We start from the raw sequence: 24,842 nt of genomic DNA on the forward strand, positions 1-24,842 counted from the left end.
CTGTGGCTGGAGCCCTGGATTATTTCCAACGCGTCACGCTGACGCAGGTGCCTACGCCCACGGTCGATTCAAGCTCAAATTCATGCACCAGCCGCTTGCTGCCCGAAAGGCCAAGGCCCATGCCCTTGCCCGAGGTCCAGCCGTCTTTGAGCGCCAGCGCAAGATCGGGTATGCCCGGTCCTTGGTCCCGGAACCGCAGGCGCAGCCCCTGCTTGATGCCTTCGGCGACAAGCTCCCACTCCATTTCGCCGCCACCGCCATACACCACCGTGTTGCGCGACAACTCGCTGGCGGCCGTGATCATCTTGGTCTGGTCGACGATGGAAAACTTCAGCTGAACTGCCAGTTTTCTCACCGTTTGACGGCTGGCCACAATGTCGGCTTCGTTGCGAAGGGGCACCGAACCACTGGTGTCATTCGACAAGTTGCTCTCCCTCGGCGGACGCATTCAGGAGCGCCATTCCGCGGCTGACATTGAGGGCTGTTTTCACACCTTCAAGCGACAGGCCAAGCTCTACCAGCGTGATCGCCACGGCCGGCTGCATGCCCACCACCACCGTGGTGGCGTCCAGAATGCGGCCGATGCCGGAGATGCCTGCCAACATGCGTCCGACAAACGAGTCGACAATTTCCAGCGCGGAAATGTCGATCAGCACGCCATTGGCGCCCGTCTTGGAAATCTGCTCCGCCAGGTCGTCTTGCAGCGCCATGGCGGTCTGGTCTTCCATGTCGACCTGGATGGTGACGAGCAATGATCGTCCCATGCGCAAAATCGGGATGCGGTACATGTTCGCAGGCCTATTTGTTCTTCGTGAAGGTGTAGCCGTTGCGCTTGAGCGCAAGGGCCAACGCGTCGGCCAGCGTGGCCTTGGACGTCACCGATTGAAGGTCAATGCCCAGGTGCACGATGGTCTGGGCAATCTGCGGACGGATACCGCTGATGATGCAATCGGCGCCCATCAGGCGAATGGCCGTCACCGTTTTCAGCAAGTGCTGGGCGACCAGCGTATCGACCGTGGGCACACCGGTGATGTCGATGATGGCCAGGGTGGACTCGGTGTCGACGATGCGTTGCAGCAGCGCCTCCATCACCAGTTGGGTTCTGTTCGAATCCAGCGTGCCGATCATGGGCACGGCGAGCACGCCGTCCCACAGCTTGATGACGGGGGTCGACAGTTCCAGCAACTCGTGTTGTTGGCGCGTGATCAGTTGTTCGCGTGTGAGTTGGTAGGCATCCACCGTCCACTGCGCCATGGCATCGACCACGGTCGAAACGCCATTGATGGAGCCGACCAGAGCCGACGCATCAGAGGCCAGTTCGGTCTGCAGTGCGGCAAAAATGGGCTGCTTGAGCGCCAGAACAAATGCGCTGGTGCTGCCAGCAGTCGTCCCTTGCGCGGCGCGTGAAGCCGATAGCGCTTCAAGCGCGGCTTTGACGGGTTTCCAGGCACCGGCGCCAGATCCTTGCGCCTCATTCGATTGCAGCGCTGGCAACAGCGTGGCCCAGATTTCAGTTGCCTCTGCACGCACCTTTGCGGAAGGATTTGCGCCGCCGACCGCCGCAATCCATCCCTCTAAAACGGCAGACTGGTCACGCTTTAACAACTCCGCCAAAACTTGCTGACTTGTACCCACGGCAACCCCTTTTAATTTTCGAGAGAGTGACTTTTATTTACACCTTCGAGAATTATGGGGCCGGCGACTTACGGCCACGACGGGGATGCAACGCAAACATACAACTCGGCGTCTCCGCCTACAAGCATTGCATCCACCACCCTACACAGCTTCTGATCGGCTTAGCGCCCCCACAACGCCTCCAGCGCCGCAGCGACGCCAAGCAAAGTCTGATCATCGCCACGCCGTCCCACCACCATCAACCCCACGGATAGCGCTCCCTGGCCCACTGGCAACGGCAGCGACACGGCTGGCAAGTCATAGAAGTTGAAGACCGATGGGTTGCGCAGCACCAGGTTGTTGGCCTGGCTAAAGGCCGCGTCGTCGGCCAGCGCATCGATGCGCGGCGCGGTGATCGGCACGGTGGGCAGCAGCAGCACATCAAGATCGGCCAGTTGCGCGTCCAGCGCGGGCAGCAGTGCCGCGCGGGCTTGCTGCACCCCCACATAACCCGCGCCGTCCAAGGTGCCGCTGCGGCGCAAGCGCGAGAGCACCATGGGGTCGTACTCGGCCGCGTGGTTGTCCATCATGGCGCGGTGGATGTAGGTGGCCTCGGCGCCAATCATGGTGCCGCGCTCTTGCAGGCGGAACGGCGCGGTGAGCCAGTCGTCGAGCGCGACATCGTCCACCTGTGCCCCCGCGCGTGCCACGCTTTCCAACGCCGCCTCGATGGCGTTGGACACCGCCACTTCCATCTGCGTGAACAACAAGCCGCGTGGCACGCCCACCCGCAGGCCGCGCACGGCCCGTGGCGCCAGCGGTTGGAAAGGCTGCGCCGAAAGCACAGCATCGGCACGCGCGCAGTCGAGCACGCTGCGCGCCAGCGGGCCCACGGTGTCGAAGGTAAAAGACAAAGGAAACGCGCCGTCGCGCGGCACCCGCGCCTGTGTGGGCTTGAAGCCGGCCAGGCCGTTGAGCGCAGACGGAATGCGCACCGAGCCGCCGGTGTCTGAGCCAATGGCGATCTCGGCCATGCCGCGCGCCACCGACACGCCCGCGCCAGACGATGAGCCACCCGGAATCCGCGTGGGGTCGATGCCGTTGCCCGGCGTGCCGTAGTGCGGATTCAGGCCAATGCCCGAGAACGCAAACTCCGTCATGTTGGTTTTGCCGACGATGACGGCGCCGCCCGCGCGCAGGCGTTGCACCACGGGCGCGTCGATGGTCGCCAGTGGCGCGTTGCGCAGCAGTACCGAGCCGGCGGTGGTCGGCTCGCCCGCCACGTCAAACAGGTCTTTGATGGAGACGATGCGGCCGTCGAGCGGGCCCAGGCTGATGCCGCGTTGCGCGCGAGCGTCAGCCGCCTGAGCGGCTTCACGGGCGGCGTCGGCATAGACGCGGGTGAAGATGCGGCGGCCTTCATCGCCTGCGGCATCAATGGCGGCGAGGGCTTGGTCGAGTCGGGTGGTGGCGGATGCAGAGATGTTCATGTTTAAAACTGAAGGTTTGTTGCACTGCGGCATGGAGCTTGCTTGTTTCAAGTCACCGAAATTTGCTTCGGCGCAAGGGACACGCGGTTACCGCCGCACGTTACCATCTGCGCCCTTCCACACCATGCCCGCTGTCATGTCGCCGCCCATTCTGCAACGCCACACCATGGTCGATGATGCTCAGGGCATCTTCACCGGCACCCTCTTCGTCTCGCTCGCGCTGATTCTGCTGGGCCAGGCCGGGTTGCTGACCGGAGGCACGGCGGGCGCGGCGTTTCTGCTGCACTACGCCACGGGGGTGAGTTTCGGCAAGCTGTTCTTCTTGCTGAATCTGCCGTTCTATTGGTTCTCGTGGAAATACATGGGCCGCGAATTCACCATCAAGACCTTTCTGGCGATTGCACTGTTGTCGGCGCTGACCGAATGGACGCCACAGGTCTTCAAGGTGGCAGACATGCACCCGGCCTACGCCGCCGTGTTGGGCGGTTTGCTGCTGGGTTCAGGCTGCCTGTTCCTGGCACGCCACCGCGCCAGCCTGGGTGGCGCCACCATCGTCACGCTGTACCTGCAGCAATACAAAGGCTTTCGCGCGGGCAAGGTGCAGATGGTGATCGACTGCACGGTGGTGGTGTTGGCGCTGTTCGTCATTCCCGCCGACCGCGTGGCCTACTCGGTGCTGGCAGCCGTGCTGATGGGCGTGTTTTTGTGGATTAACCACAAGCCGGGGCGCTACGCGGTGACTTGATCTCTGTTTCGGCCGAAGCGCCTTTGCTACGGTTTAAGTAGCACCTTGCGCTTTCCACATCAGCGCCAGGGCCCTATTTTTCTTAAGAAAAAACTTATCCTCTCGGGCTAAGCCGCGCGCCCGCCCAAACCTTTCGATACGCAAAGTCGCATCCGGCTGTCACAAACTGACCGCGTCGTGCGTCTAAGAACGTATGCACGACCTCCCTGGGGCCGCGCAGGCACCTTATCGGGATGCACTGCTAGGCGCAAAACCCAAGCCAAGGCTCCTGCCTTGGCTGGTTTTGTAACGACGCAGGGCGCCCGATAAGGTGCCTGCCCTCCGGGTTGGGGTGAAATCGGGCGATTTGCCCGCCAGAACCCTTGCATGGGCAGAGAGCCCATGCTGCGGTCTTTGACGATCAACTCATCCCGATTGCACCTCAACGCGGCCCCAGGGAGGTCGTGCATACGTTCTACCCTGTGGACATGTTTTCCACTTGTTTGCTCTATCGAAAGGCTGATTTTGTTGAACCTCAAAAAATTCGGGGCACTGCTGTGCCTCAGCGGCGCGGCTTTGCTTCCTACGCAACAGGCTTGGGCCGGACCGCATGATGCAGCGGTCACCCCGCTCATGTCCAAAGCCCTGGCCGACATGCCAGGCAAAGAGATGCTGGCCATCACCGTGACCTACCCGCCCGGCGGCTTCGACGCCGTGCACCGGCACGACGCACACGCTTTTGTCTACGTGCTGGAAGGCGCCATCGTCATGCAGGTGAAGGGCGGCAAGGAAGTGACGCTCAAGCCCGGCCAGAGCTTTTACGAAGGCCCAGAAGACGTGCACACCGTGGGCCGCAACGCCAGCAAAACCAAGCCAGCCAAGTTTCTGGTGGTGTTTTTGAAGAACAAAGACGCGCCGGTTTTAGTGCCCGCGCAGTAACGCTTAGCCTCCCCCTCCAAGTTAAGTCCACGTTAAGACACACCACCAGGTATCACCATGAAAATCGTCGTCATCGGAGGCTCTGGCCTCATCGGTCGCAAGCTTGTTCAACTTCTGCGCCAACCGGCACGCGGCGCGCACGAAGTGATTGCCGCCTCGCCGTCTTCAGGCATCAACACCATCACAGGCGAGGGGCTGGCCGAGGCGCTCGCGGGCGCACAGGTGGTGGTCGATGTGGCCAACGCGCCGTCGTTTGAAGACCGCGCCGTACTTGAATTTTTTGAAACTTCGGGCCACAACCTGCTGGCCGCTGAAGCGGCGGCGGGTGTGCAGCACCACGTGGCGCTGTCGGTGGTGGGCACCGACCAGTTGGCCGCCAGCGGCTACTTCCGCGCCAAGATTGCGCAAGAGCGGCTAATCCGCGCCTCAGGCCGGCCCTACACGATCGTGCAGGCCACGCAGTTCTTCGAGTTTTTGGGCGGCATCGTGCAGTCGGCCAGCGACACTGGCGCCGTGCGCCTGCCCTCCGCCTATGTGCAACCCATCAGCTCAGACGATGTGGCCGCCGCCATGGCCGACTTTGCACTAGGAACCCCACTCAACGGCGTGGCCGAGATCGCCGGGCCCGAGAAGATCCGCATGCCGGCCTTGGTTGAGAAATACCTGGCCGCCACGGGCGACCGGCGTGCAGTGATTGGCGCTCCAGACGCGCTGTACTTTGGCGCTGCGCTGCTGGATGGCACGCTGGTGCCTGCAGGCCCCAACCCACGCCTGGGCACCATCAACTTCGACAACTGGATGGCGCAGCACCTGGCCGCCCAAACGCTGTAGCCTTCATTCCAGCCAGATGTCGCGCAGGATGTACGGGGTGAACTTGAAGATCACCTTGCTGCCACTACCCGCTTTGATCTGACCATCCACGCCAATGCTGCTTTCAATGGTGAACAACGACAACACACTGGCGATGGCCCCCGCCTGGGGCACCTTGAGTTTTTCAAACAGCAGGGTGGCCAATTCAGAAAGCTTGCCGGAGTTGAACTGCACCTTGTTGGCGTTGGTGAGCGTGAAGTCTGTGCCCTGGGTAAACTCGATTTCGGCTGCGGCCATGGTCGAAGGCACAACCTCGGCCTTGACCGTCAACGCAATTTCGCTGGTCTTGCTATCGACAGTGACATTGCGCGCGCGGATCTCTGCGCCCAGGGTCATCTGGTCGGCCAGATCGCTTTGCAACATGTCCAGGGCCCACTCCACGATGCGCTGGCCATTGAGCCCCAGGCTGTCGCGCTGCGGTTCGCGTAGTACCGCCAGGTCTGCGGGACTTGCGGCCTGGTAGTCGGCGCGCACGGTGTAGACGTCAGGCGACAAGGTCAGCCGCTTGGCGTTGGCGCCCTGGCGCACCAGCATCTGCACACCCGTCACAGGCGATTCCTGCTGGTCACCCGGCGGGCTGAAGGTGAGCGTGTAGTTGCCGTTGAGCGCACGCTTTACGCCGTTTTGCACGTCCACCAGAGCATTGAGCGACACCACCAGGGACTTCGATGCACTGGTCGTCGGTCCTTTTTTCACCACACCCGAGGTACCTTTGACGTAGCTGGAGATCACGTCATCCACCTTGTCTTGCGACATGCCAGAGCCCGTCAGACTCTTGGCCAGTTCGGGCGCGAGCTGGAAGCGGTCGCTGTCGTCGGTGAGGCGGTAGTTGCGGTATTTCTCGGCCAGGAAAGATTCGCCGCCGCTGGTGTCGCTGACCTGGCTACCGAAGGGGTTGGACCATTCGCCCGCGCTGCTGCCGTTGTCGGCGCTCACCAGTGGCGGCGCGCTCAGCCCACCGCTTGATCCGCTGCCACTGCCGCTGCCCCCGCCGATGGCCGAGCCAATGTTGCTACCCGTGAGCTTGGGCGGCTGTGCGCTTTCGATCAACTTGCCCATGATCTCGGCCACCTGCTCGCGCGTCGACTGGTCGCGGAAGATATCGGGCTTGGCCAGCAGTTCCAGCGCCTGGGCGATGGCCTCACCTGCGGCGGGCAAGGTCGGCGTGTCTTGCACGGTGAGCGGTGTGTCGCCCATGCTGTCGGGCGTGACCGTGGCTTGCGTGCCGCGCGGGCCTGCGGTCAGCGCGTCGATGTTGGGCAGCAACGAAACCGGTAGTTCTTCAAAGTTCCACAGGCGGGTGATGTCGCGCTTTTCGGCCGCGTTGCAGTGGCCCAGGTGCGCCTCGGCAAAGATGCCACGCGTGGGCAAGGTCACCACGGTTTCCGACGCCTTCAAGTCGAGCTTCAATTCTGGCAGCCGCGCCGCCACTTCAGGCGGCAAATCGCCCGAATAGCGAAACGCCAGATGGTTACCCGACAGGGCCAGCGGTACTTCGCCCAAGCCTGCCAGCAGCGCCCCTACCGAGGGGGCCAGGCGCAGGCGGCGCTCGCGCGCATCCATGTTGAGCCACACCTGGGCGCTGTAGTAGTGCTGGTTGTTGTTGAGGTGCTGCATCAGCAGACGCACCCACTGGTGGCTGTCGATGCTGGGCGTGGTGTTGGTGGCAGGTGTGGCTGGGGCGGGTGTAGGGGCCGGGGTGGGCGTGGGTGCAGGCTCGGGTGCGGGATTGAGCTTGTCGGTGTTGACCAGGGCAATGCCGTGGTTCTGCGTGGGCGCGGGGTCGCCCAGCCGCGCCGGTGGCTGGTAGTGGAACAGTTCACCCGAGCTTTGGGTGAACTGGAAAAAGCCAAACAGAAAAGCGCCGCTTTGCAGCATCGGGCGGACCGACACCTCTTGCAGGTTCCAGCCATCGGCCAGGTCCACAAAGGGCGTGGCGTTCGGCGTCCACTCCACCACAAAGGCCTGCACCTGGCGCAAGTCAATCGCCTGGATGTTGCCGGTGCAGGTGGCGAAGCAAAAGCCGCGCTGGGCGTTGTCGTAGCTCACGGTCCAGCGTTTGTTGTTGGCGCCCAGGATGTTGCTGCCCGCAAAGTCGAAGATGTGCGCAAAGTTGGCCACCACCGGCGGGGCAAACTGGTCCAACCGCACCAGTTCAATGTCGGTGCCGTCGCGCATGCGCACCAGCACGCGCAGACGGCCAGCGGTGTCGGCCGGGCCGGCATAACGTTGGCCGTTCCAGCGCCAGCCGGTTTTCAGCGTCACTTCAAACTGCGTGGCCAGCACCGGCTGCGGCGGGCCGGCTGGTGGCGTGGTGGGTGGGGTGGTGGCCGGTGGCGCGCTGGTGGGCGGCGCGGCGTCGCCAATGCCGGCGTTGATGCGCTCAAGCGCTTCAAAGCCTTCGGCGTATTTGCGGTTGAGCAACGCGGGCTCCAGCTGCGCACGAAAACGCGCGGCCAGGTCTTGCGTGAAGTAGATCGTCTCCACCGGGATCAACACCGCCGGGTCGGCGCGCTTGAAACGCGTGCGCACCGCCAAGTGGCGCAGCACTTCGTAATACAGCACCGTGAGCGCATGCCCCCGGTTCATGTTGGCGATGATGCGCGTGGCCAGGTAGTTGCTCTCGGCCTGGGTGGCCTGCACCACCACCGAACTGCTCTGGCTGCGCACTAGGTTGCTGCGCTGCACCGTTTGCAGATGCACGCTGTCTTGCGCCTGGGCCGACACATCGCGGTTGCCGCGTGTGCTCGACATGCCAAAGCCCACCGAATGCCGTCCGGCCGCTGATATGCCGAACTGCGGCAGTTGAAAGTCCATGGCGCCAGCCAGCCCGGCCATGAAGGTTTCGCCCGACTGCTGCTCCGACACATTGCCTTTGACGATCTCGTCAATGTCGCGGTCCACCACCTGCTCGTGCAGCAACTGGTCGCTGGAAGCATTGGCGCCCAGCCGGGAGGCGGCATCGCTGCGCTTCCAGTCGATGACGGCAATCTTCACCGCTTCGCCAGGCGCCAGCGGCAGGCTGTACTTCACCTCGCCCAACGAGTGGCCGAGCGAGTTCCACGTTTGGTCAAACTCCAGAATGCGGCCCCAGCGGATGTCGCGGTACTCGACCACCGCGTCGCGCACCGAGGGCAGGTGGCTGCTCGCCGCCTTCACTTCGCCATTACTGCCCACGGCGATGGGCTTGCCCTCGTCGTGCACCACCACGTGGTAGATCGGGTACTGGCGCAGCGCCAGCGTGGCCGGCGTGAGGTGTTCGCAACCGTCGGCGCCCAGCTTCACGTCGCGGCGCGACACAAACGAATCGGGCGAAAAAGCGTAGTCGGTGGCGTCTGGCTCCAGCACGTGTCCGGCCGGGCCAAGCAGCGTGCCGACCCCGGCAATGATGGTGAAAGCATCGGTGCGATCGGCCAATGCTTCTTCCAACATGGCCATCAAGGCTTCGCGGGCGTCTGCGGCACCTGCCGCTAGAGCCGCGAGCGTGGCAGTGTCCACCGCGCCGGTCTGCAGCAGTTGAAGCAAAGACCCGGTCAGCAGCGACACACTGCCGGTGCCGTCGCGCACACGCAGCCGCAAGTCGCCCTTGCCACCCGCCACCACGGCCAGGATCACCAGGCTTGCCAGGTTGCGGCTGCCTTTGGGCAAGCGGCTCAGGTCGATGACGCCGTAGCCGCAGCGGTCGGTGCGGGTTTTGCCGAGCACCAGTACCACGTCACGTGCCGGCGTTGTGGAGGTGCCGCCGCCCTCTCCTGTTTCGTTCTCTTTCAGGCCAAGGTCTGCGTCCAGCAGCTTGGCCATGTCCAGGTTGCCGGGCTCGGTAGGTTTGGCGGTGTTGTTGACTTCTTTGGCGACCGTTTTGGTGGCGCTGTCTTTGGTCGCGGCCTTGGCTTTTGGCGCGGCGGTCGCCACCTCGCGGGTCTCGGTCTTGACCACCTTTTCAGGAACCTTCAGCTCCAGCACCGCTTCCACGCTGCAGCCCACCATGGGCTTGCCGTTGCCATCCAGCACAAAGTGACGTAAGCGCATGGCGTCCCTCCGGTTTGGGGTTGGTTGTGATTGCTGTGACACGCCCCATGGACCGGTGCAACCCTAGGCGGCAACAAGCCTTGCCATCGTCCGGCAAAACCTCGCAAACCACAAGCAGACAGCACGGGCCGTCTGTCCTGCATATCCGGTACAGACCGGAAAGGAACAGGACCGGGACTGAGCGGTGGGCGCGTTAGAGGGAGGCCAGAGGGAGGCCAGATAGAGAACAGTTTTTTACAGTCAAGACGATCGCCCACAGATTGATAATTGCCATATTTGTGTGTTCAATAAATGTGCACGATGCCGTCACACTCCAGAGATCCGCACCTGCTGATCCTCATCCTCGGTCTCATCGGGGTGCCAGCCGGTGCGCAGCAGGGCACGCCCGCAGCGTTGTCGGAAGTGCTTGTGACAAGTCCCCGTCCTGATGCACAAGACGCCAGCACGCAGCCGCTGGACCTGGGCAAAGAACAGTTGCCCACGCGCCAGATACCACGTTCGGTCGAGGTGCTCACGCGCCAACAGCTTGACCAGCGCGCACTGACCCGCGTGGACGAGGCGCTCAAGTCCGTGACCGGCGTCACCATCACGCGGCAAGATGGCGCTGGCAACTACAGCACCATCCAGTCGCGCGGTTTTGACATCGGCGCCCTGCTGCTGGACGGGCTGCCCGTTGCGGACGGCGCCAATTTCGCCACCCGGCCTGACCTCTTCCTATACGAGCGCGTCGAGTTGCTGCGCGGGCCGGCGGGCTTGCTGCAAGGTGTGGGCGAGCCTGGCGGCGCCGTCAATCTGGTACGCAAGCGCGCGCCGGCCAAACGATCCTTCGAAACCGGTGGCAGCGTCGGGTCTTTTGGCCTGCGCCGGATGCAGGCCGATCTGGGTGGCAGCCTCAATGCCGCCAGCACCCTGCGAGGCCGCCTGGTGGCGGTCAACGAACACCGTGACAGCTATGTCGACCTGTTGTTTGCACACAAGCAGGCGCTGTATGGCACGCTGGAATGGGACGTGACGTCGTTCACCACGCTGTCCATCGGCGCCACACGCCAGCGCCTGGACTCAATGGACGACCTGGGACTACCCGCCAGGGCTGATGGCCGTCTGCTGGATCTGCCGGTGAGCAGTTTTGTCGGCTCTCAACAGAACCGACAGAACCTCAGCTTCGACGACCGCTTCATCGAGATCGAGCATCAGTTCCTTGGCGGCGGCCTGGTCAAGGCGGCGTGGCGCAGCGTGCACCGCGAGAACTTCTATCGCTCCGGCCGCGCGGCCAGCCCGGTGGCGGCAGACGGCAGCTTCGCCTTCGCGCGCGACGACTTTCGAGGTGCCCTCCAAGACCGCAGCGCGGACCTGTACCTGGCCACGCCGTTCATGCTGGCGGGGCACGAGCACCGCCTGCTGCTGGGCGCCAGCCACAACCAGCGCGCAACCCTGGACAACAATTTCGCCGTGGGTCCACGCAGCAGCTTCGACCTGTTCCGGCGCGACTACCAGACGGCGCCCTATCCGGAGCTGTCCCTGCCGGGCTTCACCTCGCGCACCGAGCGCGACGAGCGCGCGCTGTATGGCCAGGTCCAATACAGCCTCGCCAGGCCCTGGCGCCTGTTGGTTGGCGGCCGGCTCAGTTGGGCCCATGAGCAGGTCATCAGCACCGGCACCGGACAGATCACGGCCAGCAGCGCGCCCGGCCGAAAATTCGTTCCCAACCTGGCCATGCTGGTAGACCTCACACCGCAGCTCACCGCCTATGCCAGCCTGGCGCAAAGCCTGGTCGTGCAATCGGCCTCGGATGCATCGGGCCGCCTCTTGCCACCGCGCCGCGCCCGGCAGGTCGAACTGGGTCTCAAGGGCGACCATGCGGACGGCCGACTGCAAACACGGGCCGCCTTGTTCCGCATTGATGACAGCGATCGGGCACTGGCCGACCCCGAGGTTCCCGGCGCGTTTGTCGCTGGCGGCCAGGTGCGCAGCGAGGGACTGGAGCTTCAAGCCAACGCAAAACCCACGTCACATTGGGCACTGCAAGCCAGCTATGCCTATACGCAGACGCTGTACGTGCAAGCGCCCGTCATACAGCAGGGGCAATTGTTCGCGCCCTTCACGCCGCGCCAGCAGCTCAACCTGGGCGCACGCTATGCCTTTGGCGACGGCATATGGAAAGGCTTGCAGGGCTTGAGCGTGGGTGGCGGCGTGTTCTGGCGCAGCCAGGTCTATGCCCAGGCCGATAGTGTGCAGGTGGCCTCGGGCCCGGTTGCGCTGGCGAACCTGAACCTGACGTACACGGCTGGCCAGCACTGGCGGATCGGCTTGGCCGTCGAGAACCTGTTCGACAAAAAGTATTACGAGCAGGTGACGGGGGTCAACCGGCAAAACTTCTATGGTTCGCCGCGCAGCGCCGTGTTGTCGTTGGACTTTCTGATCTGAGGCATCCATGAGGGCCACGCGTCTCCTGCCGTTCCAGATCCACATGACGCTGCGCGTGGCCTTGCTCGTGTTGGTGCTCACAGCCAGTTTTCTCTGGGTGGTACTGAACAAGGTGCAACGGCAGACCGAGATGGAAGGACGCGAGAGCTTCCGGCTGCTGTCCGCAAGCGCGTTCGGTGAGGCGGATGGCACCATGGACCGCTATCTCAAGCTGCTCGACCACCTGCGGGACACGCTGCCGCTGCTTCCGGACCCGGCATCCAAAACGACGCAGACCATTCTGGCCCGCACCTTGTTGCCGTACGAGGATGCCATGGCACTGTACGTCACGCGCGCCAGCGGCGAGATCTCGTACGTGCTGCGCGTGGACCCGGAGGCGCCGCAGGGTACCGTCTACACCGCAGGACACATCGCAAACGATGCGCAGGGACACCGTTGGGGCGACATCGCCTACTTCGGCCCCAACAATGTTGAGTTGCACCAGCGGCGCATCGATGCCACGGCGGTTCCACGGTCGCAGTGGTATCCGCAGGTGCGGCACCACGAAAAATTCGCCTCGCCGGTCTTTCGCTTTCCTGGCGGGCCGTTGGGCTTCAGCCTGTTCAGCAAGCTGCCGGACGATGTAGCGGGCGAAGCCATCGTGGGCGTCAGCATGTCGGTGGCGCTGCTGGACCGCATGCTGGACCGCCTGCCGCTCAGCGCGCACGGTACTGCCTTGCTACTGGACGACCAGCAGCGCGTGGTCGCCATGCGTTTAGGCGGGAGCATCTGGAACACGCTGAACACCGTCAACGTGCGCATGAAGCCCGTCACCGAAATCGACCAGCCAGCCCTGGCCACGGCAGTCGCGGCGGCGGTGCGCGCAAAGGCAGGCAATGCCGTCCAACGGGTGACATTGCAGGGCGCCGACTACCTGATGGCCGGGCACCAGGTGCTGGCGCTGCCCGGCATGGGTTACCGCATCGTGCTGCTCGCGCCGATGGACGACCTGACCGTGGCGACTGCAGGCGCCCAGCGCACGACCTGGCTGCTGACCCTGTTCGGTCTGGGCATCGTGCTGCCTCTGACATGGCTAACTGCCGGTGTGACCGCGCGGCGACTACAGGATCTGCTGCGTACCTCCGAGCGCATCACCCGCATGGATTTCACGCCTGCGCCCCTACTCAAAACCAAGGTGCGCGAATTGCAGCAGTTGGCACAGGCCCAGGACACCATGCGCGCCGGCCTGCAGGCGCGCACACATGCGCTGGAACAGGCCTCAAGCCAACTGGCCGCGCTCATCGACGCCCAGCGCCAGTTGCTCGACAGCCTGGTGCGCATCCTCTGCGACGCCATCGACGCCAAGAGCCCCTACACCGGCCGACACTGCGTGCGCGTGCCCGAGCTGGCGTTGATGCTGGCCCAGGAAGCCCACGCCACCGACACCGGCCCGCTGGCCACCTTCCGTTTCGAGACCGAGGCGCAATGGCGCGAGTTCCGCATCGGCGCTTGGCTGCACGACTGCGGCAAGATCACCAGCCCCGAGCATGTAATCGACAAGGCGACACGGCTGGAGATGGTCTACAACCGCTTGCACGAGGTGCGCATGCGCTTTGAAGTGCTGTTGCGCGACGCGCGCATCCACGCGCTCGAATCGGTGCGCCAAGGCCGCGCAACGCAGCAGCAGGCCGATACTGAATACGCGCGGCGCGCCGCCGTGCTGACGCAGGATTTCTCGTTCCTGGCGGCCTGCAACCAAGGGCCCGAGTCCATGTCAGCAGAAGATGCGGCACGCGTGCGCAGCATCGGCAGCCAACGCTGGCAGCGGCACTTTGACGACCGGATCGGCTTGTCCTGGCAGGAGCTGGCGTTACGTGGCGACGGGCCCGCCCCCGCGCTGCCCGCCACCGAGACGCTGCTGGCCGACCAGCCTTGGCACCGCGTGCCGCGCGAGCCCGGCGAGGCGCAAGCGCTGACCGAGGGCTTCAAGATGCGCGTGCCCGAGCATGCGTACGACCACGGCGAATTGCACAACCTGTGCCTGCCGCGCGGCACGCTAACCGAGGAGGAGCGCTTCAAGGTCAACGAACACATCATCCACACCATTCGTATGCTGGAGAACGCCAACTTCCCGGCGCCGTTCACCCGCGTACCCGAGTACGCAGGCACGCACCATGAAACGCTGGACGGTGGGGGCTATCCGCGCGGACTCACCGCCGCAGAACTGTCGGTGCCGGCGCGCATCATGACCATTGCCGACATCTTCGAGGCACTGACCGCCAAAGACCGGCCGTACAAGCAGGGCAAGCCGCTGTCCGAAGTGGTCGGTATCCTGCACCGCCTGGTGCGGCGCGGCAAGATCGATGGCGACCTGTTCGCGCTGTTCCTGCGCACCGGTGTGCACCTGCGTTATGCGCAGCGCTTTCTGTCACCGGAACAGATCGACAGCGTGGATGTGGAGGCCGTGCTCGGCACGCCGCCTCTCGACAAGCCTAACGCTACCAATTAAAGAGCATCTACCGCATACAGGACGAGCAGTTGAGCCTGTTTTCTCTTGAATGACACGCTGGTGGCACGGAAACATGCTCGCCACGCGCCGGGGGTGATTTGTTACCGGATAATCACTGCCCATGAATCCCCTGCTTGCCAAACTCCAGCCCTACCCGTTCGAGCGGCTGAAACAACTTTTCTCCAGCGTCACGCCCAACCCGACCTACCGGCCCATCAGCCTGGGCATTGGCGAGCCGAAACACGCCACGCCGCCGTTTTTGCAGCGCGCCATGGCCGAGGCCATCACCGCACCCATCATGTCCGGCGGCACCATCAGCGCGTCCAGCGGCTTGGCGGCTTACCCGGCCACCGCTGGCGACCTGGCACTGCGCAAGTCGTTCACCGACTGGATTCAAGGGCGCTACCAGTTGGCGTTGAACCCGGCCACGCAAGTGCTGCCGGTCAATGGTTCGCGCGAAGCTCTGTTTGCTTTTGCCCAGACGGTGATTGACCCGAACAAAGCGAGCGCCGCCCGGCCGCCCGAAGGCGCTCAGCACCGCAGCCCGCAGGGCGCAGGTATTCCGAATGCTCCCACCGTGGTCTGCCCGAATCCGTTCTACCAAATCTACGAAGGCGCGGCCCTGCTGGCGGGCGCCACGCCCTACTACGCGCCCAGCGACCCGGCACGCAACTTTGCGGTGGACTGGGACAGCGTGCCGGCCTATGTCTGGGCGCGCACGCAGCTTCTGTTCGTCTGCTCGCCCGGCAACCCCACCGGCGCGGTGATGCCGCTGTCTGAATGGGAGAAGCTGTTTGCGCTAAGCGACAAACATGGCTTTGTGATCGCCTCGGACGAGTGCTACAGCGAAATCTACTTCCGCGACGAGCCGCCGTTGGGCGGCCTGGAAGCCGCCGCAAAACTCGGCCGCAGCGACTTCAAGAACCTGGTGGCCTTCACCAGCCTCTCCAAACGCAGCAACGTGCCCGGCCTGCGCAGCGGCTTTGTGATGGGCGATGCGGCGTTGATGAAAGCCTTTCTGCTCTACCGCACCTACCACGGCAGCGCCATGAGCCCGGTGGTGCAAACCGCCAGCATCGCCGCCTGGGGCGACGAAGCCCACGTGGTGGACAACCGCGCCCAGTACCGCGCCAAGTTTGCCGAGGTCACCCCCATCTTGGCCGAAGTACTGGACGTCGCCCTGCCCGACGCTGGTTTCTACCTCTGGGCCAAGGTGCCCGGCCCGGCCGTGGTCGATGGGCTGGACAGCGACGCCGCGTTCGCACGCGACCTGTTGGCTGCCTACAATGTCACGGTGCTGCCCGGCAGCTATTTAGCCAGAGAGACAGCCGATGTTGCCAACCCCGGCGGCACCTTGAACCCCGGCCGGCAACGCATCCGCATGGCACTGGTGGCCGAAACCGCCGAGTGCGCGGAAGCCGCCCGGCGCATCGTGCAGTTTGTGCAGGCGCGCAACGCCAAGGGCTGACCCAACGTCGGCCGACTTCAACCGTTTTTATTAGTTTTAAACCTGAGCTCCACATCATGACCCAGCAACTGCAAACCATTATCGACACCGCGTGGGACAACCGCGCCAACCTCTCCCCTTCGCTGGCACCGAAAGAAGTTTCCGAAGCCGTTGACCACGTCATCGAGCAACTGAACAACGGCACGCTGCGCGTGGCCACCCGCGAAGCCGTGGGCCAGTGGACGGTGCACCAGTGGATCAAGAAGGCCGTGCTGCTGTCGTTCCGCCTGAAGGACAACGAAATCATGAAGAGCGGCGACCTGGCGTTCTTTGACAAGGTGCAGACCAAGTTCAGCAACTTGAGCGCCGAGGAAATGAAAGCCACCGGCGTGCGCGTGGTGCCCCCAGCCGTGGCGCGCCGCGGCAGCTTCATCGCCAAGGGCGCGATCCTGATGCCCAGCTACGTGAACATCGGCGCCTATGTGGACGAAGGCACCATGGTCGACACCTGGGCTACCGTGGGCTCGTGCGCGCAAGTGGGCAAGAACGTGCACTTGTCTGGCGGCGTGGGCCTGGGCGGCGTGCTGGAACCCCTGCAAGCCAACCCCACCATCATTGAAGACAACTGCTTCATCGGCGCCCGCTCCGAAGTGGTTGAAGGCGTGATCGTCGAAGAAAACTCGGTCATCTCGATGGGTGTGTACATCGGCCAAAGCACGCCGATCTACGACCGCGCCACGGGTGAGATCAGCTACGGCCGCGTGCCTGCCGGCTCGGTGGTGGTCAGCGGCAACCTGCCCAAGGACAACGGCCGCTACAGCATGTACGCTGCCATCATCGTCAAGAAGGTGGACGCCAAGACCCGTTCGACCACCAGCCTGAACGACCTGCTGCGCGAGTAATGTCGCCGTTGGCTTGAAGCGACCGGCTCGCTTCAAGCCAAACTCTCGCGCTAAGCTTCAGCCTCATTTGCAATCTGGTTCACCTGGGAAACTTTATGAGCACGATGGAACGCATTTTGCGGTTGATGCACGAGAAGCGGGCATCCGACCTGTACCTCTCGGCCAACGCACCGGCGCTGATCAAGATCAACGGCCAGACGGTGCCGATCAACAGCCAGATTCTGGCCGTGGACATGCCGCGCAGCCTGCTGGCCGAAGTGGTGGCGCCTGAGCACATCGCAGAACTGGAAACGTCGGGCGAGCTCAACATCGCCATCTCGATGCCGGGCGTGGGCCGCTTCCGCGTCAGCGCCATGCGCCAGCGCGGCACCTACGCAGTGGTGATCCGCTACATCAACGGTGAAATCCCCTCGCTCGACTCGCTGAACGTGCCGCCGGTGCTGAGCGAGTTGATCATGGCCAAGCGCGGCCTGCTGCTGGTGGTGGGCGCCACGGGCGCCGGTAAGTCCACAACGCTGGCCGCGATGATCGACCACCGCAACCAGAACTTGAGCGGGCACATCCTGACCATCGAAGAGCCGGTGGAGTACTTGTTCCGCAACAAGAAGTCGGTGGTGAATCAGCGCGAAATCGGCACCGACACCGCCTCGCTGCAAGTCGCCCTGAAGAACGCGTTGCGCCAGGCGCCTGACGTGATTTTGATCGGCGAAATCCGCGACCGCGAAACCATGGGAGCAGCCATTGCCTACGCGCAGACCGGCCACCTGTGTATTGCCACGCTGCACGCCAACAACAGCCACCAGGCGCTGAACCGCATTCTGAATTTCTACCCCGTGGAAGTGCGCCCCACCATGTTGGGCGACTTGGCCACCACGCTGCGCGCCATCGTGTCGCAACGCCTGCTGCGCACGCCCACGGGCGACCGCGTGCCAGCGGTGGAAGTGCTGCTGAACACCGCTTTCGTGGCCGACCTGATCGCCAAGGGCGACTTCTCGGGCGTGAAAGAGGCCATGGAAAAATCCATCGCCGAAGGCTCGCAAACCTTTGAAGCCGACCTGGCACGTTTGATCACCGAAGGCCGCATCGACCGCAAGGAAGCGATTGCCAACGCCGACTCGGCCAACAACCTGATGTGGCGACTGCAAAACGACTTCACCCGCAAGTCGGCACCGGTGCCGGTTGAAGAGCCCGACGACGAAGCCTCGTTCACTGAAATCACGCTGGACGTGAAGTCATGAGCAACTTGACGCGCAGCCCCCGGCATCTCCCTCATTTGACAGCCCGCATAAGGACCCCGGCATGAGCCGTACCCTGCACCTGACCGAACAACTCGTTTCGCGCCACTCCGTCACCCCGGAAGACGCGCACTGCCAGAAGATCATTGCCGAACGCCTGAAGCCGCTGGGCTTTGTGTTCGAAACCGTGGAAAGCGGCCCCGACAACTTTCGCGTGACCAACCTCTGGGCCATTCGCAAAGGCTTTGGCCCCAGCGAAGCCGCCGCACTCACGCCTGTTGAGACCAAACTCTTGGTGTTCGCCGGCCACACCGATGTGGTGCCCACCGGCCCGCTCGACCAATGGACCAGCGACCCGTTCACGCCCACACACCGCGATGGCAAACTGTTTGGGCGCGGCACCAGTGACATGAAAACCTCCATCGCCGCCTTTGTGGTGGCAGTGGAAGAGTTCGTCGCCCAGCACCCCGAGTCGTATCTGTCGATTGCGCTGCTGCTCACCAGCGACGAAGAAGGCCCTGCCACCGACGGCACCGTCATCATGTGCGACTGGTTGCAGGCCCATGGCGAGCAGATCGACTACTGCATCGTCGGCGAACCCACATCGGTGCTGCGCACCGGCGACATGATCAAGAACGGCCGCCGCGGCACCATGGGCGGCAAGCTCACAGTAAAAGGTGTGCAAGGCCACATCGCCTACCCGCAACTGGCCAAGAACCCGGTGCACCTGGCCCTTCCCGCACTCACCGAACTGGCCGCCATCACCTGGGACGAAGGCAACGCATTCTTCCAACCCACGAGTTGGCAGATCAGCAACATCCATTCGGGCACGGGCGCGACCAACGTCATTCCCGGCACCGCCGTCGTGGACTTCAACTTCCGCTTCTCTACCGCGTCCACATCCGACGGCCTGCAAAAGCGCGTGCACGAAGTGCTGGACCGCCACGGGCTGGACTACACCCTGGCCTGGACCGTGGGCGGCCAACCCTTCCTGACCGAGCCCGGCGACTTGGTGGACACCGTGCGCGCTGCCATCCGCGACGAGACCGGGCTGGAGACCGAACTCTCCACCACTGGCGGCACCAGCGACGGCCGCTTCATCGCCAAGATCTGCCCGCAGGTGATTGAACTGGGCCCCCCAAACGCCACCATCCACAAGATCGACGAGCACATTGCGCTCACCGACATTGAACCGCTGAAGAACATTTACCGCCGCGTGCTGGAGCTGCTGGACGCGCAGTTGCAACCCAACGCTGGCTAAGACTGCTTCCATGACACTGATAGAACTGATCGAACAAAGCGCCAAGCAACTGCGCGAAGCTGGCGTGGCGTTTGGCCACGGCACTCTCAACGCCTTTGACGAAGCCGCGTGGCTGGTACTGTGGCGATTGGGCATGCCCATCCACGAGCTGGATGACGTGAAAGAAACCCCTGTCACGCCCGAACAGCAAGCGCAGGTCGCTACACTTTTAGAAGAACGCATCCGCACCCGCAAACCCGCCGCGTACCTCACGCAAGAAGCCTGGCTGCAAGGCGTGCCGTTCTACATCGACGAGCGCAGCATCGTGCCGCGTTCGTTCATCGCCGAGTTGCTGGCCGATGCCAGCATCGACCCTTGGCTGGGCGAACACACCCACAGCGTGCTCGACTTGTGCACCGGCAACGGCAGCCTGGCCATCCTCACCGCGATGACCTTCCCCGATGTGCAAGTGACCGGCGCTGATCTGTCGCCCGATGCACTGGCCGTGGCACGTATCAATGTCGACAAACACCACCTGGCCGACCGCGTGCGCCTGGTCGAATCGGATGGCCTGGCCGCAGTCGACGGCCCGTTCGACCTGATCCTGTGCAACCCGCCGTACGTCAACAGCACCAGCATGGCCGCCCTGCCCTCCGAGTATCTGGCCGAGCCCAACCTGGCATTGGACGGCGGCGCCGACGGCATGGATTTCATCCGCCAACTGCTGGTCGGCGTGGCGCAGAAGATGACTCCCCACGCCGTGTTGGTGCTGGAAATCGGCAACGAACGCGAACACTTCGAGACCGCATTTGACGGCTTGGAAGTCGTGTGGATGGACACCAGCGCGGGTGACGACCAAGTGTTGCTGGTGACCCGCGAGGCCTTGGTGGCATTCGCAGGCTGAGGTTCGAGATCCAGCGTTTCATCATGGATAAGTTCTTGCTGCAGCAGCAGGTGCTGGAACGGCTCACTGAAGACCTGCAGCAAGCCGAACAGGCGGTGCGAACGGCCCATGAAACGGCGACTCACGAAGAAAACATCGCCGAAAACAAATACGACACACTGGGACTCGAAGCCGCATACCTGGCCACCGGGCAAGCGCGGCGCGCCGAAGGCATCCGCCAGGCGATGGCCAATTGGCGCCAATTCCGCCCGCGCCCCTATGACGCCAGCAAAGGCATAGACCTCGGCGCGCTGGTCTGCTTAATCGATTCCGACGACAAGGAGCAACAGATCTTTCTCGGGCCGGATGGGGGCAGCATGAAGTTGCTCAACGGCGCTCAGCTCGTTCAGGTCATCAGCAGCGAAGCCCCTTTGGGCAGGGCCATGCTGGGTAAATGCGAGGGTGATGAGGTGTGGATACAGGTCGCCGCCATCAGACAGCAGTTTGAGGTGCTGCGAGTGTATTAAGGCCGCAAGCAAGCCCGCGCCGAATGGGCCGAAGTCAGCAGACGCGCCTGGAGGCTAGACTTCTGCTGCCGAGGACTCACATCGGATATCGGGGGGATATCGCAAGCACACGCCGGTCGATAGACAACCTCGTCTATCAATCGCGACACGCGCAGCGTCAGAAACTGCTCCAGTCGTCTGTGCCGGTGCGTTGACCAGCAGGCGTTGCGGCAGGGGCGGTGTTGGCTGCCCTGGCGACCGGATGCAGGCGCGTCACGTTCAGCGCACGATTCGGGCCGCGGCGCTCGACACCCTGGTAAGCCGCAGTGTTGATCTGTGCCCGCACGACAGGGGCTGCCGGTTGGTGATCGGCTGGGGTTGCAGCCCGCGTTTCCATACCAGGGGCCAGGCGGAACACGGCCACAGCCGCCACCAGTTGCTCGGCCTGGGTCTTCAAGCTCGCGGCGGCAGCAGCGCTTTCTTCCACGAGGGCGGCGTTCTGCTGCGTGGCATGGTCCATCTGGTTCACAGCGCCACCGACCTGGCCCACGCTGTTGCTTTGTTCTGCGCTGGCGGCGCTGATCTCGTTCATGATGTCGGAGACGCGTTGCACCGAGGACACGATTTCGTGCATGGTGCTGCCGGCGCGGTCCACCAACGTCGTGCCTTGTTCCACACGCTTCACACTAGAGGTGATCAGGGTCTTGATTGCCTTGGCCGCTTCGGCGCTGCGTAGCGCCAGGTTGCGCACCTCGCTGGCCACCACGGCGAAACCGCGGCCCTGGTCGCCAGCACGGGCAGCTTCCACTGCGGCATTCAGCGCAAGAATGTTGGTTTGGAAAGCAATGCCGTCGATGACGGCGATGATGTCGGAAATCTGCTGTGCGTTTTCGTTGATGCCCTTCATGGCGGCAACCACTTCGTCGACCATTTCGCCACCCTTGATGGCAACGCTGGATGCCGCGCTGGCCAGTTCGCCGGCTTGGCGGGCATTCTCGGCATTGTTGGCGACCGTGGTGCCGAGCTCTTCCATAGAAGCGGCGGTCTGTTGCAGTGCAGAAGCCTGCTGTTCTGTGCGCATACTGAGGTCGCTGTTACCCTGCGCAATTTCGGAGCTGGCCACCGACACGCTTTCGGCATTGCCACGCACGGCGCTCACCGTAGCCACCAGACTTTGCTGCATCGTTTGCAGGCTGGCGAGCAGGCGGCCGGTTTCGTCGGTGCTGGAGGCTTCGATATCAGCGCTCAGGTCACCGTCGGCGATGCGGTCGGCAGCAGCCACGGCGCGGTCCAGCGGGGCGGTGATGCTTTGCGTGATACGCCAGCCGGCCAAAATGGCGGCCAACATGGCCACTAGGCAAATCCCGGCCAGCAGGTTGCGCTGTTGTTCGTAGTCGGCCACGGCTTTCTGTTGCAGTTCCTGTGTACGAGCTTCGGTGAATTGCGCGTAGGCGTTGGTGGCTTGCACCAGGGCAGCCAACAGAGGGCGGCAGTCGTCGTTCATGCGGGCCACGGCTTGCTCACGCTTTCCACTCAGCACCAGGTCCACGATGGCCAGCGCCACTGGGCCATAGGCCTGCTCCACCTTGTCAATGTCGGCCACCAGCTTGCGCGCCTGTTCGGACACATTGGGGCCTGCGGCGACCATCTCGTTTAGCCGGGCCAGGCTGGCCTGCACGTCCTTGTGGGCGGCGGTGACTGCGGCCTTTTCAATGGCCAGGTCGGACTCCTTGGTCACCAGCACCAGGTTGCGTGCGGCGATGGCGCGGTCGTCCACTGCGGCGCGCACATGGGCAGCCATGTTGGCTCGGGCGTTCATACCACTGGTGAAGCCGGTGAAGCGGGCGTTGGCGTCGGCTAGCGCGTAAAGCGCGAGCCCGGCGACCATCATGACGACCAGGGACAGGCCGCCGAAAGCTAGGCTGAGTCTGGTGCGAATGCGCAGGTTGCTGAGTTTCATTTCGGCATGTCCTCTTTGATGTGCTTTTGGAGCAGGTTGGCAGCGGTTGTCGTCGTTGTGCTGAACGCAGAAGGTTTTTGCTGCTGTCAAGGAAATGTAGACAAGATAGGCCGACAAAGTGTGTTTGAAATGTGAACTGGTTCACACCATGGGCGATGTTGGAATCGAGTTGTGGTGTCCAACACATCGTTAGAAATTCGGGATTGACCTCCATTCCGTTGAACGCTTCAGTCGCCGATTCATGGAAACTGCCCCTTTCCGGGAACATAAATTTCATGCGTTCAAAAGGCCTGCGCGAACCTGTAAGGCGCAGTGCTCGATCTGCAAATCACCGTGGAGACGGGCAGCAGCCGCAAGCTTTGCAGAGCGAACACGGAAGCACTGCCCCTCGCGTTGGGAGGGAACGCCCCGCCCGACTGGCGAATGAATGGACGGCCTAAATCATGAGCGCCGCAAATAGCACGAAAACCGAGATCACCCCACACAGCGAAGGCATGACCGACGCCTCAAGGTGCAATAGACCCGCCACCGGAAAGAAGCGACTGGCGGCTTCGTAGCCGCAGGCTTTCGGCCACAATGGCTGAATGGCCGCCTGCAATGCCGTCAACGAAAGATGGGAGCTTTAGGCTGATTGCGGCCGTTGGAAGGCATTTAGCGAACAGGTACTATCGGCCAGAACCAGTCGGCCGTGGTTACCCCTCAGTTCGGCCAGCACCGGACTTTCGTTGCGGTATCCAACTTGCCGGACCAGGCTGGTTAACTAATGTTGTGACACTTGCTCATATGCCCTAAGGAGATGACCATGCGTTTTGAGAAAGCGTTAGTTGCCGTAGGGATTACGGTATTCGCGTTGGCTTCTACTGCGCAACAGTCAGCGCCGAACTCGGGTCCCTTTGACGTGCTCATTACCTGCATGCAGCTAAATGAGAATCTGGATGACACGGCGCGCGCTCGCCTCTGTGAGGCGGCCTTAGCTCGTGGTGAAATTGATGAAACTTTCCAAGCCGATGTGCATGATGCACTTTCCCTTTACTACGGTCAGCGTAAAGACACCACGAATAAGCTAAAGCATCTTAACGCTTCGATTAAATTACGGCCGGCTGCCTTGAGTTTCATGAGCCGAGGGGCGGTCTACCTAACGATTAGGGAGTACCAAAGGGCACTTGCCGATTACGAGAATGCCTGGGCTCGAGCATCAAACAATAAGCTGCGCTCCGACATCCTCGTGGGTCGGGCCTTGGCCTATGATGGTTTGGGCAATTGGCGACAAGCTATTTCAGATGCGGAGCAGGCGTATCAGTTCGTTCAAAGTCCGAAAACAACCAAGGTGCTGGAGGAGCTTAAAAAAGCAGGACCCCGCGGCTTGTAGTAGGTCTGGGATGACCCAGTTCGGCTACTACCGGCCAGTTACATTCGCAAGGTGGCCAATGAGGTTATTGACAGAATCGAGACAGCCCCTCGTGAGCCACCAGAAGTGGCTGCTGCGTCACCTCTGGTCCATCATCAGCGTGATTTTTCTGGTCACGTTACTGGCACTGTTTCCTGGCTCACGCCCGGCATGGCAGTTTGTTTTGCTCTTAGCAGTCACATATCTTGTAGTCGTCCAACTGCTCGGAGACCTTTGGAACCACTTGGCACCACGCAACGCCAATCCGTCGGAGTCGCTAGATTGCCGAAGGGATGGGGAAGCGGAGTGATAAGCCCCTGAACGGCTTGACATCAAGGACGTTCAATGTGCCCACAGCCGGACTCAGGGCACATGGCGCTGAATACGGCCAACAATGGTCTTTTGGACGAGCCTTATTCAATCGGAAACCGTTCCGGCGATACAGCTTCCATGCCGTTTTGCACCACTCACACGGCTCAACAAGCGTTCTGTTCAACACAGTAAAAACTTCATCGTCAACGCGCCAATTAACTCACTTTTGGTTGCTTTAAATTTATTAAAATTGATAGCAATGAGAACGCTTCGTAGTTAGCGAAAATACATATTCTGTGAACAACGTCGGGGCGTCTTACAAGTGCGTTTTGAGGCCCTTTATCGATAAAGGGAATCTTCATGTAAATCAATGTGTTGCATAAAACACACCT

At 62.6% G+C, this 24,842-nt stretch carries 18 protein-coding genes; 12 read left to right on the plus strand and 6 right to left on the minus strand.

The window, feature by feature from the left end:
- Positions 1–19: 19 nt before the first annotated feature.
- From ACPWMG_RS15860 to ACPWMG_RS15875, 4 genes are all read right to left on the minus strand, one after another.
- Positions 20–424: an anti-sigma regulatory factor gene (locus tag ACPWMG_RS15860; protein ID WP_483300442.1), complete on the minus strand. Its 405-nt coding sequence runs from the start codon at positions 422–424 to the stop codon at positions 20–22.
- Positions 414–788, minus strand: a complete 375-nt coding sequence (locus ACPWMG_RS15865) for an STAS domain-containing protein (protein ID WP_483300443.1) — start codon at positions 786–788, stop codon at positions 414–416. The genes ACPWMG_RS15860 and ACPWMG_RS15865 overlap by 11 nt, the downstream gene beginning before the upstream one ends.
- Positions 789–798: 10 nt before the next feature.
- The gene (locus ACPWMG_RS15870) at positions 799–1,635 is read right to left on the minus strand and encodes an STAS domain-containing protein (RefSeq protein WP_483300444.1); all 837 of its coding nucleotides are present in this window, start codon (positions 1,633–1,635) and stop codon (positions 799–801) included.
- Positions 1,636–1,796: 161 nt separating this feature from the next.
- Positions 1,797–3,104, minus strand: coding sequence for an amidase (locus ACPWMG_RS15875; RefSeq protein WP_483300445.1), 1,308 nt, complete (start codon positions 3,102–3,104; stop codon positions 1,797–1,799).
- A 124-nt stretch (positions 3,105–3,228) separates the two neighbouring features.
- Between ACPWMG_RS15875 and ACPWMG_RS15880 the strand changes: the two genes are divergently transcribed.
- From ACPWMG_RS15880 to ACPWMG_RS15890, 3 genes are all read left to right on the plus strand, one after another.
- Positions 3,229–3,849 (plus strand): YitT family protein, encoded by a 621-nt coding sequence (locus tag ACPWMG_RS15880; RefSeq protein WP_483300446.1) that lies wholly within the window; start codon positions 3,229–3,231, stop codon positions 3,847–3,849.
- 534 nt (positions 3,850–4,383) lie between these two features.
- Entirely contained in the window at positions 4,384–4,767 is a 384-nt protein-coding gene (locus tag ACPWMG_RS15885) for a cupin domain-containing protein (protein ID WP_483305271.1), read from the plus strand.
- Positions 4,768–4,824: 57 nt separating this feature from the next.
- Entirely contained in the window at positions 4,825–5,598 is a 774-nt protein-coding gene (locus tag ACPWMG_RS15890) for an SDR family oxidoreductase (RefSeq protein WP_483300447.1), read from the plus strand.
- Between the two features lie 3 nt (positions 5,599–5,601).
- Here ACPWMG_RS15890 and ACPWMG_RS15895 read toward each other — a convergent pair whose 3' ends face one another.
- A complete protein-coding gene (locus tag ACPWMG_RS15895) occupies positions 5,602–9,666 on the minus strand; it encodes a hypothetical protein (RefSeq protein ID WP_483300448.1) in 4,065 nt (1,354 codons plus the stop codon).
- A 300-nt stretch (positions 9,667–9,966) separates the two neighbouring features.
- Here ACPWMG_RS15895 and ACPWMG_RS15900 point away from each other — a divergent pair, with 300 nt between their 5' ends.
- From ACPWMG_RS15900 to ACPWMG_RS15935, 8 genes are all read left to right on the plus strand, one after another.
- Complete coding sequence (locus tag ACPWMG_RS15900) at positions 9,967–12,090, plus strand: TonB-dependent siderophore receptor (protein WP_483300449.1); 2,124 nt, start codon at positions 9,967–9,969, stop codon at positions 12,088–12,090.
- A 7-nt stretch (positions 12,091–12,097) separates the two neighbouring features.
- Positions 12,098–14,578 (plus strand): HD domain-containing phosphohydrolase, encoded by a 2,481-nt coding sequence (locus tag ACPWMG_RS15905; protein WP_483300450.1) that lies wholly within the window; start codon positions 12,098–12,100, stop codon positions 14,576–14,578.
- Between the two features lie 121 nt (positions 14,579–14,699).
- Entirely contained in the window at positions 14,700–16,046 is a 1,347-nt protein-coding gene (gene dapC, locus ACPWMG_RS15910) for a succinyldiaminopimelate transaminase (RefSeq protein ID WP_483300451.1), read from the plus strand.
- Positions 16,047–16,102: 56 nt separating this feature from the next.
- Positions 16,103–16,927: a 2,3,4,5-tetrahydropyridine-2,6-dicarboxylate N-succinyltransferase gene (dapD, locus tag ACPWMG_RS15915; protein ID WP_483300452.1), complete on the plus strand. Its 825-nt coding sequence runs from the start codon at positions 16,103–16,105 to the stop codon at positions 16,925–16,927.
- Between the two features lie 95 nt (positions 16,928–17,022).
- Entirely contained in the window at positions 17,023–18,165 is a 1,143-nt protein-coding gene (locus tag ACPWMG_RS15920; protein WP_483300453.1) for a PilT/PilU family type 4a pilus ATPase, read from the plus strand.
- A 61-nt stretch (positions 18,166–18,226) separates the two neighbouring features.
- On the plus strand, positions 18,227–19,423 hold the full coding sequence (dapE, locus tag ACPWMG_RS15925; protein ID WP_483300454.1) for a succinyl-diaminopimelate desuccinylase: 1,197 nt from the start codon (positions 18,227–18,229) through the stop codon (positions 19,421–19,423).
- A gap of 10 nt (positions 19,424–19,433) precedes the next feature.
- A complete protein-coding gene (gene prmB / locus ACPWMG_RS15930) occupies positions 19,434–20,306 on the plus strand; it encodes a 50S ribosomal protein L3 N(5)-glutamine methyltransferase (protein WP_483300455.1) in 873 nt (290 codons plus the stop codon).
- A gap of 23 nt (positions 20,307–20,329) precedes the next feature.
- Complete coding sequence (locus ACPWMG_RS15935) at positions 20,330–20,812, plus strand: GreA/GreB family elongation factor (RefSeq protein ID WP_483300456.1); 483 nt, start codon at positions 20,330–20,332, stop codon at positions 20,810–20,812.
- A 157-nt stretch (positions 20,813–20,969) separates the two neighbouring features.
- Here ACPWMG_RS15935 and ACPWMG_RS15940 read toward each other — a convergent pair whose 3' ends face one another.
- On the minus strand, positions 20,970–22,751 hold the full coding sequence (locus ACPWMG_RS15940; RefSeq protein ID WP_483300457.1) for a methyl-accepting chemotaxis protein: 1,782 nt from the start codon (positions 22,749–22,751) through the stop codon (positions 20,970–20,972).
- Positions 22,752–23,553: 802 nt separating this feature from the next.
- Here ACPWMG_RS15940 and ACPWMG_RS15945 point away from each other — a divergent pair.
- Positions 23,554–24,120 carry a tetratricopeptide repeat protein gene (locus ACPWMG_RS15945; protein ID WP_483300458.1) on the plus strand — a complete coding sequence of 189 codons (567 nt, stop codon included), beginning with the start codon at positions 23,554–23,556 and terminating at the stop codon, positions 24,118–24,120.
- The last annotated feature ends 722 nt before the right edge of the window (positions 24,121–24,842 follow it).

The sequence above is a fragment of the Hydrophilobacter chitinilyticus genome (genome assembly GCF_049860745.1).
Taxonomy (GTDB): domain Bacteria; phylum Pseudomonadota; class Gammaproteobacteria; order Burkholderiales; family Burkholderiaceae_C; genus Rhodoferax_B.